Here is a 16,020-nt window from a genome sequence, read left to right as displayed (position 1 = left end):
TTTGGAGAAAATTGAAAAGGCCCGAAACCGGCTGCTGCGCTTCAACAATCAAGCGGCATCCGGCTTTCGGGCCTTTGTATTTCATTTACAGCGTTATCTCATTTGACACCCTTAAATGCCTGGCGTAAAATTTCTTCCAATTCACTGACAAGCGGCAGTTTTGGATTGGCCGTAGTACATTGGTCTTCAAATGCACGATCAGCCAACAGGGCAGCTTTTTTCTCAAAATCTGCCTTTTTGATGCCGGCAGCTTCAAGGCTCATCGGAATGTTAAACAATTTGTTCATCTTGATAATTTCCCGGATCAGGCTTTCAACGCCTTCTTCCGTTGTGCTTGCAGGCAGGCCTAAAATCCTGGCAATCTCTGCATAACGCTGATCAGCGACAAAATGTTCATATTTCGGGAACGCCGCAAATTTCTTCGGTTTCGCAGCATTGTAACGGATGACGTGCGGCAGCAAAATTGCATTGGCGCGGCCATGCGGAATATGGTATTCTGCGCCGAGTTTATGGGCCAGTGAATGGTTGATGCCCAGGAATGCGTTTGAAAATGCCATCCCTGCCAAAGTCGAAGCATTGTGCATTTTTTCGCGGGCCAGCGCATCGCTGCCGTCCGCAAACGCTTTCGGCAGGTATTCATGGACAAGCTGAATCGCTTTGATCGCAAGACCGTCCGTGTAATCATTGGCCATATTTGAAACATACGCTTCAATGGCATGGGTCAGTACGTCCATCCCGGTATCGGCGGTTACGGATTTTGGCACCGTCATGACGAATTGAGGGTCAATGATCGCCACATCCGGTGTTAATTCATAGTCAGCCAATGGGTATTTCATATGATTCTTTTTATCTGAAATGACCGCAAATGATGTGACTTCAGAGCCGGTACCCGATGTAGTTGGAATGGCCACAAGTTGTGCCTTTTCGCCAAGTTTAGGAAACTTCGCCACCCGCTTGCGGATATCCATAAATTTCAGGCGCAATTCATTGAAATCAACTTCCGGATGCTCATAGAAGAGCCACATCCCTTTTGCAGCATCCATTGCGGAACCGCCGCCAAGCGCAATGATGACATCCGGCTGAAAGCTTTCCATAATTGCAACGCCTTTCCGGACGGTTTCAATAGAAGGATCCGGTTCGACTTCAGAGAAAATTTCGCAGTGGACATAGTCCTGGCGTTTTCTCAAATAATACAATACCTTATCAACGAAGCCCAGTTGTACCATGCCCGGATCGGTGATGATAATGGCTTTGCTGATATTCGGCATTTTCTCCAGGTAACGTACAGAATCCTTTTCAAAATAAACACGTGGTGGAATTTTAAACCATTGCATATTGACTCTCCGTTTTGCCATCGTTTTGACGTTATACAGGTTAATGACCCCGACATTCGTAGAAACCGAGTTGCCGCCGAAAGTGCCGCAGCCCAGTGTCAGGGAAGGCATATAGGCATTATAAATATCGCCGATTGCCCCTTGCGATGATGGTGAGTTGACGATAACACGGCCGGCTTTCATTCTTAAGCCGTATTCTTCAATCACTTCATCGTTTTGCGAATGGATCACGGCTGAGTGGCCGAGGCCTCCGAATTCGAGCATCGCTTCGGCAAGTTCAAAACCTTGCTTTGTGCTGTTTGCTTTATAACAGGCAAGTACAGGGCTCAGCTTTTCTCTGGAAAGCGGGTAGTCAGGGCCAACACCGGCCAGTTCGGCAATTAAAATTTTTGTATCTTCCGGAACCTTGACACCGGCCATCTTCGCGATTTCATATGCCGGCTTTCCGACAATGGCGCCATTAACCGATCGTTTCTGTTCATCAATTACGGTTTTTTCGACTTTCTTTCTTTCGCTTTCAGTTAAAAAGTAACAGCTATTCGCAGTCAGTTCGCTTTTTACTTCTTGATAGATTTCTTTATCGATGATCACCGCTTGTTCTGATGCACAAATCATGCCGTTATCAAAGGTTTTTGATAAAATCAGGTCATTCACAGCACGCTTCATATTTGCACTTTTTTCAATATAACAAGGCACATTGCCAGGACCAACGCCGAGAGCTGGTTTCCCGCTGGAATAGGCGGATTTGACCATGCCTGAACCGCCTGTTGCAAGAATCAGTGAAATGCCCGGATGGTTCATCAATTGTTGTGTCGCTTCAATCGACGGTGTTTCAATCCATTGAATGCAGTTCTCCGGCGCACCGGCTTTTACAGCTGCGTCACGTAAAACTTTTGCCGCATAGCTGCTTGACTTTTGCGCGGACGGGTGGAAGGCGAAAATAATTGGATTACGGGTTTTGATCGAAATCAAGGATTTAAACATTGTCGTCGAAGTCGGGTTGGTCACCGGTGTAACTCCGGCAATGACGCCGACAGGTTCAGCAATTTTTACAATTCCTTCATTTTGGTTCTCCTCAATCACGCCCACTGTTTTGTTGTATTTAATGTTGTGGTAAATATACTCAGATGCAAACAGGTTCTTCGTAATTTTATCTTCATAAACACCGCGCTTTGTTTCTTCAAAAGCCATTTTTGCGAGCACCATATGCTGTTCCAAACCTGCCAGTGCCATTTGCTTGACGATATTGTCAACTTGTTCCTGATCTGCGCTCATAAACTCCTGTAGTGCTTTTTTTCCTTTTGCGACAAGTGAATCCACCATTTCCGTAATGCGTGCTGATTTGTCTATAACTTTTTCATCAACCGCCATCGTAAAGGCCTCCAATCTTATAGTTTGTGAATGATTTCACATAAAGGGATAAAAAATAATATTTGTGAAATAATTCACAAGTATATTTAAATCTGTAATGGGGTTTTCTATTTTCCTTTCCCATGCATTTATTATAAGCGATTTCACAAACGATAGCTGTGTCAAATTATTGACGAATGAATAAAAAATTTATAATTATTTTTTAATTGATATTGCCTTCTTTTCTGATCTCGTATAAAATAGATATTTTTATCATTTCCATAATGTAAGTGCTTACATTAATTTCTGCATAATTATTGATTTTATTGGATGTTTTGATGTGCAAAATCCGGCTTGTGATCGATGCATCTTCACAAACGGGAACAAGCTTCCTGGCATTTTACAGTTATTCCAATACAAATCCGGATGCTGTTCAGATTCAGGTGGTTTCGCCATTTTTCGTCTTTTCCCGATATATGATTCGAAAAAGAGATGATTCCACTGGTTAATGAAATCATCTCTGTTACACCAGGTTGTTTCAGAAATACTTTTTCTTCCAAAAGATAATTGCCGTAACCGTGGATAAAACGGCCGAGACGAGGATCGCCATCCAGAATCCGTGCGCGCTCGCTTCCCATGGCAGGCCGTGCAGATTCATGCCAAAGAAGCTCGAAACCATGGTCGGCAGGGAAAGAATGATCGTACAGGTTGTCAAAAATTTCATGACCCGGTTCACATTATTGGAAATAACAGAAGCGTATGCATCCATCATCCCGCTTAAAATATTGCTGTGGACTTCACACATTTCGATCGCCTGTTTGACTTCAATCATGACATCTTCCAGCAGATCAATATCATCTTCATACACTTTCAGGAAATGCTGCCTTGTCATTTTTTCCATGACAATTTTGTTGGCTTTCAGCGAAGTCGTGAAATAAACAAGCGTTTTTTCCAGGCTCAGCAGTTCAAAAAGTTCTTCGTTTCTCATCGATTCATGCAGTTCGCGTTCAATTAAACTCGTTCTGCGATCAATATACTTTAAATAATTTAAATAATAGCTTGCGATTTCATAAAGAAGTTGCAGGGTAAACCTTGTTTTCATGTAGGAGTAAAAGCCGCGCACTTTCTTATGGATAAACTTTCCAATAATTGGATTATCCTGAAGGCAGACGGTAATAAAATAGAAAGGTGTGACAATGATCCCCAGAGGAATCGTGTCATATAATGCGGAATCGACGTCTTCTTTCATCTTCACCGGAACACCGACAATGATCAGGACATCGTCGTCTTCTTTTTCAATCCGGGAACGTTCGTCATCATCCAAAGGGTCTTTTATAAAATCAAGTGGTATATTGGTTTCATTCACAACCCGGTTCATTTCTTCTTCGGTCGGGTTTACTAAATTCACCCAGCAGCCTTTTGTCAAGGTACCGGTTTCTTGCAGTTTGCCGCTTTCATCCGTTAAATATATATTTAACATGCAGCCACCTCCTCCTCAATTTGAGAGGAAGCTCATGCATACTTTACTCTTCCAGAGATTGATAACCTATAGAATATCGTGAGGTCAGTATGAAGACTTCCTCTTGCATATGTTTCATGGTCGACCTCGGATGCGCGTCAGAATCCATTAGTTATCATCTCCTTCTTTGTTTTGTATCATGATTTTTCAGGCTTTTTGGCAACCATTATATTATACCATAATATAATATGCGTGAATATGCCGGATTGTTCATTTCTTTGTTAAAAACAAAAAAGCAATACATGCTGCAAATCACGCATGATATTGCTTTTTCAAAATATGGGACATGAGGGGTTCGAACCCACGACCCGCTGATTAAGAGTCAGCTGCTCTCCCAACTGAGCTAATGTCCCGTTGATGACATTAACTATATTACCACAATCTCTTGAAGCAGGCAAGAACTTTTTTCTTTAATCATCAACGGGACGAAATCTTGTTTCATTTATCTGCAATTCGCATCCTAAACTTCAATCGATGTTGCAGACTTTTTACGGAATAGCAAACTGGCGGCAATAAAACCGGCAAATGAAATCACAATCGGCAATACGACCGTATGCATGCCGAAAGGATTCGGATCGAACCGGTCAAACAGAATATATGAACCCATTCCGAGAAACATGGACGTGACAGCGCCGTATTTGTTGCCGGTTTTCCAATAAAGCCCGAAAACGATCGGCCAAATAAAAACGGACTCCAGGCCACCGAATGAAAATAAGTTCAGCCAGATAATTAAATCCGGCGGGCTCAGCGACAGCAGGACTACGAGAATCCCCATTACCGCGGTCACGCTGAAACTCACTGCTTTGATATGGCGGATTGAGGCATCCTTTTTAAAATAATTCAAATAAACATCTTTCACAAGCGCGGAACTGACCAAAATCAGGAGCGCGTCCACGGTTGACATGATTGCCGCCATTGGTGCGGCCAGCACAATTCCGGCCATAAATGGCGGCAGTACTTTCATCGACAGCAGCGGCATCACGGTATCCGGTATTTCCACTCCCGGCATCACTGCCCGCGCCATTACGCCGATGAAGTGCATGCCGAACATGATGAAGCCGACGACAATGGTACCAATAATGATTGCCCGGTGCATCGCTTTTGAATCTTTATATGACATCGCGCGCACCGTAATCTGAGGCAGGCCGACAACGCCGATGCCGACTAAAATCCAGAAAGACGAGACATAAGCCGGTGTCAATTCATGGGCTGCACCAAACGGGGTAATCAGATTCGGATTTTGTGCGGAAAGGTTTGACATTATATGGCCCATGCCCCCGCCGGCTTTTATGGTTGCAATCAGAAGGATGAGTGTGCCGGCAAACATCACAACTCCCTGTACCGCGTCCGTGACCGCTACGGCCCGGAATCCCCCGACAATGACGAATAATGTGACCGATGCTGCAAAAATGAAAAGCGACGCCGTATAGTTCAAACCTGTTAAAGATTCAATCAGCCTTGCGCCGCCGATCCATTGCGCCGTCATCGAAGAAAACAGAAAAATAATGATGCTGGCAGCAGACACAAGGACAACGGCTTTGCTTTGGTATCGTTCTTTCAAAAAGTCAATCAGCGTAACCGCCTTGTATTTGCGCGCCATAATCGCAAATTTTTTTCCAAGTACCATCAGGACAAAATAACCTGTTGAAAGCTGTGCCATCGCGAGCAGCACCCAGCCCAGCCCCTTTGTATAGGCAACACCCGGGCCGCCGATAAAGCTGCTGGCACTCCCATATGTGGCAACCATTGTCATCGCCAAAATAAAGCCGCCTAATTGGCGCTCACCTAAAAAATATTCCTCTACAAATGATTGCGATTTTACAACATATTGATTTGCCCAAAATCCGACTGCGAAAATAACCGCCAAAAAAATCAGCAGCGGCGTAATGACTGGCCAATTCATGGTTGATCCCCCTTTTCGTCTTCTTCCTCTTCAAAAGGGATATCATGAAAAAAGAATTTTACAAGAATAATGACAAGGATAACGACAACAATGTACCCGGCAATACAACTGTAGAAGAACCATGCCGGCATTCCAAAAACATAGTGATAGGATTTAACAGGCTTTGATCCGAAACCGTAAGCAAACCCATACCACCATAAAAAGTTAAAAATGACAAGCCCGATACCGATCAGTGCTTCCCTGTGTGCCACTTTAAATCTTTTATCCTCTGTTTCTACTTGTTTTTTCAAAGTACGTTTTCCTTTCTTATATATTTTTGGCTTTGTACAGCGTTTTCATTCTGCAACTTTCCGGATGATTCTTTTAGCTAAATTGGCTGCCTTTATCTTAAAACTTGTGGGGGATTTTTTCAATTGTAATGAAATATCCACTTTTTCACTGCTTTTGAAAAATGGCTGCCGCCAGTGAAAAAAGGCACCTTCATTTAGCGCAGTGCCTTGATTTTCCTGCTGCTAATTAGAAGGTGCATGCTTGCCATACAATCGGTTTTTTTGCCGTTTTATCTATTTTAAATCAGATTATTATGATATCTTTTATGTAATGATTCAAGATATTGGATCATTTCATCACGCAAGTCGTCCCTTGTCAATGCCATTTCGATTGTTGATTTGATGAAACCGAATTTTTCGCCAACATCATAGCGTTTGCCTTCATAAGCATATGCAAACACTTTTTGGATGCCGTTTAATTTTTCAATCGCATCGGTTAATTGTATTTCCCCGCCGGAACCCGTCTGTTGGAGTTCAAGAAAATTAAAGATTTCCGGCGTTAAAATATAGCGGCCGATAATGGCGACATTTGACGGCGCTTCTTCGACTTTCGGCTTTTCGACAAAACCCCTTACATCATATATGCGGCCGTTCTGTTCGAGCGGGTCGATAATGCCGTAACGGTTTGTTTCATCTTTCGGCACTTCCATAACCGCAATGACACTGGATTGGACATCATCAAACACGTTAATCATTTGTTTTAAACACGGCGGTTCTGCCTGGATAATATCATCGCCGAGCAAAACAGCAAATGGCTCATCGCCGATAAATTTGCGGGCGCACCAAATGGCATGCCCCAAACCTTTTGGCTCTTTTTGGCGGATATAGTGAATATCCACTTCAGCAGGCTGGCGCACCTTTTCCAAAAGATCAAATTTTTCTTTTGCAATCAAATTGGCCTCTAATTCAAACGCGTGGTCAAAGTGATCCTCTATGGAACGCTTTCCTTTACCGGTTACGATAATAATATCCTCAATGCCGGAATCAATGGCTTCCTCCACAATGTATTGGATTGTCGGTTTATCCACAATCGGGAGCATTTCTTTTGGCATGGCCTTCGTTGCCGGCAAAAATCTTGTTCCCAGCCCGGCTGCCGGGATAATTGCTTTTTTAATTTTTTGCATCATCTTCACCTTCCATTTTTTATCTCTAAAACTTCAACCAAAAATGCGCAATCTCTTTTCACCAATGTATAGGGAATCTTCGAAAACAGCAAGTCAAATTGTTTCCTGGCCTTCAAATTCGTGCATGACTTTCGGCAGCAGCTGTGAAAACTCATGTGCCGCCAGTGTGCCGGATCCGTTTTCCCTGACCCACGCATCCGCACAGGCACCGTGGATATAGACGGTATTGGCAACGGCCGCTTTCATATCTTCATGGGTGCATACAGCTGCGAGCAGCATGCCGGTGAGCGTGTCCCCGCTGCCGCCCTTTGCGAGGCTGCCATTCCCGGTCGGATTGATAACACCGCTGCCGTCAGGAAATGCGATGACCGTGTATTGTCCCTTTAATACAATTACCACCTGCTGCTCTTTTGCAAACCGTGAAGCCAGCTGGATCCGGTTTTCGGCAATTTTTTCCGCAGGTATCCCGGTCATTCTCGAAAATTCTCCGGGATGCGGCGTTAAAATGACCGGCGCCTTCCGGATTGGGTACGTCCTGTTTCCAAGCGCCCCGGCATCCAGTACGACCGGAACGTCCAATTCCAATGCCTGCGAGATAAAAGCCTCCAATTCTTCATCCGGTTCAAGGCCCGGGCCAATTGCGATCCCGGCATATTTTTGCTGAAAGCACTGGGCCGGATTTGAAAAGTCTCTTTCCATATAAGTGGCTTCCGGAACCATTCCGGCAATCACATTTTTGGCCCCGTTTGTTGTATAAGCAGACAATTTCCCGATCCCCATGCGAATCGCGCCGATTGCTGCCAGTGCCGCGCTTCCCGGCATGTTATCGCTGCCGGCAGCCAGCAGTCCTGTCCCAAACGTGCCTTTATGGACATTCCCCGCGCGTTTCGGCAAGGTGCGGGCCACATCCTGTTTTGTCCACACTTTCCATTTTCCTGTTTGTGGCAGCCCGATGTCAATAGCCCGCTTTTTCCCAAAATAGAAGGAAGATGGATATAAAAAGCCTGATGGTTTAAACCCGTGAAGTGAAAAGGTGTACCCGGCTTTTACTGCGTTTGGATCAGCTTCTCCTGTGTCACTGGCCACACCGGTTGGCACATCAATCGCCACCACTTTTGCTTTCCGGCTGTTGATCCACTTTACAACGGCCTGCAAATCCTCTCTTAACGGAAGCTTGGCCCCAACGCCGAGCAAGCCGTCCACCACCCAGTCGTATGAGCGTTCCCTCAGGAAAGGGCTTTCTTTAAATCCGCAGGCTTTATAGTAGGAAAAATGGCGGGCAGCCACTTTTGTTTTTGGAAGCCCTAAAGGAAAGATCAGCTCTGCATCGTATCCGTTCTGCTTTAAATAGCGGGCGAGGACAATCCCGTCACCCCCGTTGTTTCCTTTTCCTGACAGTATGGCAACCTTATCCTGTTTGCCAAGCAGCGGCGCAAGTTGCCGGTACAGTCCGCTCCCCGCATTTTCCATCAATGCAAAGGTCTCCATTCCAAGCGTTTCAGCCAATTGGTCTGCCTCTTTGATTTGCTCGCTTGTATAGATGTACATTCCATACACACCTCCACCCTGATATCCTTATTTTAACATGCATTCCTCATCTTGGCATGAATTTCCGGATTCATGCTTAAGGGACGTTTGATTTTTCGTATCCCTCCAACTTTTTACGTGGGAGAAAAGAAAGAAATAAAAAATGAAAGATTTGCTTTTTTAAAAAAAACAAATCTCGCCTGCCTATCTGTATGTTATGATAGACTTACTAAAAATTAAATATTTCGTCAACACAATGACATGCTGATAGCCGCTCTATATTTCTATTAAGGAGATGACAAAAGATGGGGTTATTGCATAAAGGTGTAGCGATTTTAGAATTTGATGAAACGTATGACGAACAGGAAAAGCTTCAATCCATTCCACATGAACCGATCAATCTGAGGCATCTGCCCCACAGTAATCTATTTTGCGAAGATGCAGCCCTCCGCCAAATCCAAACCGGCCTGCAAAAACGCAGAAAACGGGGCATCACATTTCTTGGCAGCGGCAATTACCACTATGTCACATTGCTTTTGCTTCAGGAAGCCGCAGAACCATTCAGCCTTGTGCTGTTTGACAACCATCCCGACATGGGAAAAGATTGTGAAAATCAAATGCTCTCCTGCGGTTCATGGGTATCATTTGCCCTTCAGCAGAATCCCCTGCTTGAAAAAGTGATCATCGTCGGACCAACGGCCATCAAAGAACCGCTCCCCCGGACGCCATCTGCCAGTATCTTTCCGTTTAGCGCACAGCATGGTGTTGATCTCAAACTGGTTTTATCCGCCATCCATACCGAAACCATTTACATCAGTATTGATAAAGACGTGCTTGCTCCCCGGTTCGCTGCAACCAATTGGGACCAGGGGATCATGGACAAGTCTGTTTTGCTGTCTTATCTTGCTTCACTGATCAGCGCAAAACGTGTTTTTGGCGTCGATATCTGCGGGGAAACCCGGATGTCCCCGGCAGAACAATTTATGCCCCGTATCAGGGAAGCCATCCGTAAAAATGATGCCATGAACACAGAAATATTATCAACCTGTTTGAATGCTGCCCGGCATCATATGGTCGGGGCTTAAGCTTCCCGATCAGAAAATTTTCGGTCTTTTTTAAAAAGAAAGTCTTGATCTTCCTCTTTAAACATGTTTTAATGTCTACTATACAAAGACATTTGTTTTCTCTAAAAATACACAAAGAGGTGTGATCATATGAAAATGGACATTTCAATCGGGCTGCTTGGCTTAGGAACAGTTGGCTCCGGGGTTGTCAAACTGATCCGGCAACATCAGGAAGAACTTGTCCATCAACTGGGATGTAAAGTAAAGGTAAAACGCGTATTGGTTCGTGATATTGAAAAAGAACGCGATGTGCAAATGGATCCCGCCTCTGTCACCGTAAATCCGGATGACATACTGAATGACCCGGAAATTGATGTGGTTGTGGAAGTGATGGGCGGCGTAGATAAAACCCGCCAATATATTATAAAAGCTTTAGAAAACAAAAAAAATGTCGTGACCGCAAACAAAGACTTAATTGCTCTATACGGGCCGGAAATCCAGGAGATTGCCTGGAAAAACCATTGCGACCTGCTTTATGAAGCGAGTGTCGGCGGCGGCATCCCGATTCTGAGGGGACTGACGGATGGTTTTGTGTCTGACCGCATCCAAAAAGTAATGGGGATTGTCAACGGTACGACGAATTATATTTTGACAAAGATGATGGAAAACGGCGTTTCGTACGAGGAAGCCCTGAAAGACGCACAGGAACTTGGTTTCGCCGAAGCTGACCCGACCGCAGACGTTGCCGGCCTTGACGCAGCCAGGAAAATGGCCATTTTGGCAAGGCTCGCTTTCTATACGAATGTGAAACTCGAAGATGTCGAGGTTGAAGGGATTACGAATCTATTACCGGAAGATCTGCATTACGGCAAAACACTCGGCTACACGATGAAACTGATCGGCATGGCACAGTGCCAGAATGAACAAATTGAAGTCAGCGTACAGCCGGCTTTTGTAGCAAAAAGCCACCCGCTTGCTTCTGTTAAAAATGAATTCAATGCCGTTTATGTCAACGGGGAAGCGATTGGCGAAGCGATGTTTTACGGCCCCGGAGCCGGCAGCATGCCAACTGCAACAGCTGTCGTAAGCGATGTTGTCGCTGCTATTAAAAACATGCAGCTTGGCGTGAACGGCTGCAGTTTAAAGGGGCCGCGGTTTGAAGGAAAGCTGAAACCACTGGATCAGCGGTTCGGCCAATACTATATCCGCCTCCACTTAAAGGACCAGGTCGGCGCTTTTTCAAAAATCACTGCCGCATTCAGCGCTTTAAATATCAGTTTTAAACGGATTTTGCAAACACCGGATAAAAGGGACGAACTCGCAGAAATTATCATCGTCACCCATCAGGTTTCACTGGACCGTTTTCAAAAAGCGCTGCTGCAATTAAATGAAATGCCCGTTGTCAAAGAAGTGAACAGCTACTATCGCGTTGAAGGAGAGGCATAAAACATGAACTGGCCAGGACTATTAAAAAAATATGAAGCATTATTACCCGTAACAGATAAAACACCCGCTCTTACGTTACAAGAAGGAAATACACCGCTTGTCCATTTCCAGCGCTTATCCGGAAAACTGGGGATCGAGCTCTACGGTAAATTGGAGGGCGCCAATCCAACCGGTTCCTTTAAAGACCGCGGCATGGTGATGGCCGTCGCGAAAGCCATTGAAAACGGCAGCCGCTCAGTTATTTGCGCATCAACCGGAAACACTTCCGCTTCTGCAGCTGCTTATGCAGCAAAAGCCGGCATCCGCGCAGTTATTGTCATCCCAAGCGGAAAAATCGCGCTTGGAAAACTTGCGCAGGCGATGATGTACGGCGCGGAAATCGTGGAGATTGAAGGCAATTTTGACCAGGCTTTAAAGATTGTCCGCAATGTAAGCAAAAAAGAAGCCGTAACGCTTGTCAATTCCGTTAACCCCTACCGATTGGAAGGGCAAAAAACGGCGGCATTCGAAATTTGTGAACAGCTCGGCGCCGCGCCGGATGTGCTTGCCATCCCTGTGGGCAACGCCGGCAACATCAGCGCCTACTGGAAGGGATTTAAAGAATTCAACGAGAAATTTGGGAGCGGCCTGCCGGAAATGCACGGCTTTGAAGCGGAAGGTGCAGCGGCAATTGTCCAAAACCGTGTATTTGAAAACCCGGAAACGGTGGCGACCGCAATCCGGATCGGAAATCCTGCGAGCTGGAAATTGGCAGTTGCAGCCCGTGACGAATCACATGGTGCCATCGATTCTGTTTCTGACCCGCAAATTTTGGAGGCTTTCCAGCTGCTTGCCCGTAATGAAGGGATTTTTGCCGAACCCGGATCCTGTGCTTCAATCGCAGGTGTGATCAAGCAAGTCCAATCCGGCCAGATTCAAAAAGGCAGCAAAGTGGTGGCCGTATTAACAGGAAACGGGTTAAAAGATCCGCAAACCGCCATATCCCAGGTCAATGCCGACCCTGTAGTGCTGCCGAACAATGAGGATGTGGTCGCAGACTATATTTCCAATGTGATCCACGTATGAGCAGGATCAGCATTCGTGTACCCGCAAGCACAGCAAATCTCGGACCCGGGTTTGATTCTGTCGGAATGGCACTCAACCGATATTTAACGCTCGAAGTGTATGATCATGAAAATTGGGTTTTTGAACAAATTTCCCCGCTTTTGCCGCCGCTGCCAACGGAGGAAGATCCGTTTATTTTAAAAATTGCGCGCCAGGTTGCGGATCAATATCATGCGGAATTATCTCCGTGCAGAGTAGTGGTCGACAGCGGGATCCCGCTCGCCCGCGGGCTTGGGAGCAGTGCCTCGGCAGTCGTTGCCGGCATCGAGCTCGCCAGTTATGCCGGGAATCTCGTCCTTTCCGCACAGGAAAAGCTTGATATCGCTTCACGCATCGAGGGACATCCCGATAATGTGGCGGCTTCACTGTTCGGCGGGCTGATCGTATCTGCCGAAAATGGAAACGGGCATTTTGAAGTCGTTCCTTTTTCCGGATTGATGGCAGACCTGTTGTTGTTTATCCCGGATGATGAGTTAAAAACGGAAGACGCGCGCAAAGTGCTCCCGGATTCCTATTCGCGGCAAGAAGCGGTGAGCGGCAGCGCGACAAGCAATCTGTTGGTCGCCGCCCTGCTCAGCGGCCAGTATGAACTGGCCGGCAACATAATGGAACAGGACCGTTTCCACGAACCATACCGCATCCAATTGATTCCGCAATTTTTGGAGATCCGGCGGCTGGCAAAATCCCTTGGCGCATACGGCACCGTAATCAGCGGCGCCGGCCCGACGATCATTTCACTCGTGCCATCCGGGCAAGCGGAAGCAATGGCAGCCACATTGCAGGAACAGTTTCCTTTTCTATCAGTGGAGCCGGCGCAAATTGACCGAACGGGAACGGTCACAGTAAATCCCGCTGCCTATAACAAGCTTAATTCATGATGAAAAGGTTTTGGTGCTCCTTTTTACGGGTACCAAACCTTTTTTGCAAATGAATGGCGCTGGCCATACTGAATCAATCTTTCATTTTATCTGCCTGTTCAGGAAGCCCGTATTTTTATCCTGCCTCCTTCAACCAAAAAAGAACCGGCAAGTACACCGATTCTTATCTAACCTGCCCCAAAAATGAAGCAAGTTCTCTTAGCAGTTCATCTTTATCCTGTTTCAGTTCCTCTGAGGTCAGCATGTCCAACTTGCGCGGCCGCGGCAGATTCACCTTTAGTTCATGAATGATCGTGGAGGGCTGCCGGGACATGACAAATACACGATCGGATAATAAGATTGCCTCATCAAGATCATGGGTTACCATCAAAATCGTTTGCTCGCCTTTTTCCCACGATTCGAGGAGCCAGCGATGGACATCCATCTTCGTAAAGGCATCCAGTTTGCCAAACGGTTCATCCAGGAGCATCAGCGGCTTCTGGCATAAATAGGTCCTTAAGAAACTGATCCGCTGCCGCATGCCGCCGGATAGTGATGATGGATAATAATTTGCATATTCATCCAACCCAAACTGGCGCAGCACATCCATGCCGGCCGCCTCGCGCTCCCGTTTCCTCATCCCTTTGATTTCAAGCGGAAGGACAATATTCTTCAGGGCGGTCCGCCACGGCAACAGCAAATCCTGCTGTGGCATAAAGCTGATAACGTCTTGGCCTGTGATCGGTTTTCCGGCAACTTTCACACTTCCGCCGTCTGCTTTTTCGATGCCGGCAATGATGTTGAGCAGCGTGCTTTTTCCGCAGCCGCTCGGGCCGACAAATGCGGCAAATTCCCCTTCTTCAATGGCAACATCAATATTGGACAGGATCGTTTTCGAGCTAAAATTTTTCGAAATTGCTTCAATCTGCAAGTATGTCATTTTTGGCCGGGAAGAAATTCATTTGTATAAGCAGCTTTGATGTCAATTTTTTTCTTAATGACTTTATGTTTGTAAAGGAAATTCATATATCTGCTCCACACTTCTTCCTTCTGTACCCCCCACTCTTTTGCATCATCCTGGTATTTGGTGCTTAACCACTTCTGGCTTGCCCGTACTAAGCCTTTATTCGTGTCCGGTACATTTTTGATAAAAATATTTGCTGCCTCATCCGGATGTTTAATCGAAAATCCGTATCCCTGCGATGTCGCTGTCATAAAGTTCTTTATTAACTTTTTGTTGCCTTTTGCCAGTTTTTCGCTTGTGATCAGCACCGGGCTGTAATAATCAAGTGCCGGGTCCAAATCTTTTACCATAATGATGTTCAGCTTTTTCCCGTTACGCTCTGCCTGGACGCCGTCCCAGCCGTAATAAATCCATTCAAAGTCTGCTTCGCGGCCGATCGATTTGAAAAAATCCGTCTGCCCGAGTACAATATTTTTCACTTTGCTGTAATCGGCGCCGTATTTTTCCATGACTGTTTTAATCACGGCTGCTTCTGATGGCGCTCCCCAGCCGCCGTAACGTTTTCCTTCAAAATCTTTCGGCGAGGTGATATGATCTTTTTTCAAAGAAGCAAATCCGGTATGTGTAAAATTTTACTCGAGGGTCAGATAAGTGGAAAAAAATGGGAAGACACTCTATCATTTAAATGTACGCTAGCACGCGAATACATTTAGAAAGAGGTCTTCCCATGGATATTATATCAATAATTGTTGGATTATTAAAGGATACAAAGAATCTTATTGAATTTGAAGAACAGGTTAAAATTCTGATACAGAGGGTCTTTACTCAATGGGTTGGGGGAGTATTTGAGAAGTTAGATAAAACGATTAAACTGAAGAAACAAGCGGAAGGCTGGGAATACTGCCGGAGTGATGGAAGAAGTGTTCAGTTTCTGTTTGGAAGTGTGACCTTTAAACGCTCATTAATGCGTGACAAGAGAGGTAATTCGCATTATCCTCTGGATGAATGGTTGGGGCTGGAACCACACCAGAGATATAGCCCGTTAGTGGAATTGAAGGTGGCGGAGTTGGCAAGCGAGAACACCTATCGGGAGGCGGCTGATATTTTAAAAGAGTGGACGGCAGTGAGTCTCAGTCACACAACTGTAGGGGAAATGGTGAAACGCGTAGGGAAAACCCAAGTGGAATCTGACCAGGCCCTTGTAGAAGAGCTTGAATTGGCTACCTCACTGCCTAATGGGAAGAAGGTAGACTACCTGTTTGCCGAAGCTGACGGCGTATTCGTCCGGGGGTTAAAAAAGAAACAGAATATGGAAGTCCACCATGCCATTCTTTATGAGGGGTGGGGAACCAATGGAAAAAGGGTTTTTCTACGCCAGCCAAAAGTTATCATGACAACCGAACCCACCCAGACATTCTGGGATGAAGTCCAAGCTGTCGCCGCCAGCACCTATTCACTTGAAAAAGCCCGTATCATTACTAACAGTGACGGAGGGCCGG

12 protein-coding genes, 1 tRNA gene and 1 pseudogene are annotated in these 16,020 nt (G+C 45.8%); 5 read left to right on the top strand and 9 right to left on the bottom strand.

Annotated elements, in window-relative coordinates:
- Positions 1-98 precede the first annotated feature (98 nt).
- The 7 genes from adhE to C232_RS0109535 form a co-directional block, all read right to left on the bottom strand.
- Positions 99-2,705 (bottom strand): bifunctional acetaldehyde-CoA/alcohol dehydrogenase, encoded by a 2,607-nt coding sequence (gene adhE / locus C232_RS0109570; RefSeq protein WP_018663747.1) that lies wholly within the window; start codon positions 2,703-2,705, stop codon positions 99-101.
- Between the two features lie 517 nt (positions 2,706-3,222).
- Entirely contained in the window at positions 3,223-4,164 is a 942-nt protein-coding gene (locus tag C232_RS0109560) for a magnesium transporter CorA family protein (RefSeq protein WP_018663743.1), read from the bottom strand.
- Between the two features lie 319 nt (positions 4,165-4,483).
- Positions 4,484-4,556 (bottom strand) — tRNA-Lys (locus C232_RS0109555).
- Positions 4,557-4,663: 107 nt separating this feature from the next.
- On the bottom strand, positions 4,664-6,106 hold the full coding sequence (gene panF, locus C232_RS0109550) for a sodium/pantothenate symporter (RefSeq protein ID WP_018663741.1): 1,443 nt from the start codon (positions 6,104-6,106) through the stop codon (positions 4,664-4,666).
- Positions 6,103-6,396: a YhdT family protein gene (locus tag C232_RS0109545; RefSeq protein WP_018663739.1), complete on the bottom strand. Its 294-nt coding sequence runs from the start codon at positions 6,394-6,396 to the stop codon at positions 6,103-6,105. The genes panF and C232_RS0109545 overlap by 4 nt, the downstream gene beginning before the upstream one ends.
- Before the next feature lie 278 nt (positions 6,397-6,674).
- Positions 6,675-7,559 (bottom strand): UTP--glucose-1-phosphate uridylyltransferase GalU, encoded by an 885-nt coding sequence (gene galU, locus C232_RS0109540; RefSeq protein ID WP_026314552.1) that lies wholly within the window; start codon positions 7,557-7,559, stop codon positions 6,675-6,677.
- 93 nt (positions 7,560-7,652) lie between these two features.
- Complete coding sequence (locus C232_RS0109535; RefSeq protein WP_018663735.1) at positions 7,653-9,107, bottom strand: bifunctional ADP-dependent NAD(P)H-hydrate dehydratase/NAD(P)H-hydrate epimerase; 1,455 nt, start codon at positions 9,105-9,107, stop codon at positions 7,653-7,655.
- Positions 9,108-9,391: 284 nt separating this feature from the next.
- On the opposite strand from C232_RS0109535, the gene C232_RS0109530 reads away from it, so the two are divergent.
- The 4 genes from C232_RS0109530 (at position 9,392) to thrB (ending at position 13,578) form a co-directional block, all read left to right on the top strand.
- Positions 9,392-10,171, top strand: coding sequence for an arginase family protein (locus C232_RS0109530; RefSeq protein ID WP_018663732.1), 780 nt, complete (start codon positions 9,392-9,394; stop codon positions 10,169-10,171).
- 129 nt (positions 10,172-10,300) lie between these two features.
- Positions 10,301-11,596 carry a homoserine dehydrogenase gene (locus C232_RS0109525; protein WP_018663730.1) on the top strand — a complete coding sequence of 432 codons (1,296 nt, stop codon included), beginning with the start codon at positions 10,301-10,303 and terminating at the stop codon, positions 11,594-11,596.
- A gap of 3 nt (positions 11,597-11,599) precedes the next feature.
- The gene (gene thrC, locus C232_RS0109520; RefSeq protein ID WP_018663729.1) at positions 11,600-12,661 is read left to right on the top strand and encodes a threonine synthase; all 1,062 of its coding nucleotides are present in this window, start codon (positions 11,600-11,602) and stop codon (positions 12,659-12,661) included.
- Complete coding sequence (thrB, locus tag C232_RS0109515) at positions 12,658-13,578, top strand: homoserine kinase (protein WP_018663728.1); 921 nt, start codon at positions 12,658-12,660, stop codon at positions 13,576-13,578. The genes thrC and thrB overlap by 4 nt, the downstream gene beginning before the upstream one ends.
- 163 nt (positions 13,579-13,741) lie before the next feature.
- Here the strand turns inward: thrB and C232_RS0109510 are convergent, their stop codons facing one another.
- Entirely contained in the window at positions 13,742-14,497 is a 756-nt protein-coding gene (locus C232_RS0109510) for an ABC transporter ATP-binding protein (protein ID WP_018663727.1), read from the bottom strand.
- Positions 14,494-15,141, bottom strand: a pseudogene (locus C232_RS18520) (ABC transporter substrate-binding protein); the annotation flags it as partial. The pseudogene C232_RS18520 and the gene C232_RS0109510, both read right to left, overlap by 4 nt.
- Positions 15,142-15,248: 107 nt before the next feature.
- Between C232_RS18520 and C232_RS0109500 the strand changes: the two are divergent.
- On the top strand, positions 15,249-16,020 hold a 772-nt coding region (locus tag C232_RS0109500; protein ID WP_018663724.1), incomplete at its 3' end, for a UPF0236 family transposase-like protein.

It is taken from the genome of Heyndrickxia acidiproducens DSM 23148, from assembly GCF_000374345.1.
Taxonomy (GTDB): domain Bacteria; phylum Bacillota; class Bacilli; order Bacillales; family Bacillaceae_C; genus Weizmannia; species Weizmannia acidiproducens.
Note: the sequence above shows the minus strand (reverse complement) of the source record. Positions and strands in the feature narration are given on the sequence as shown.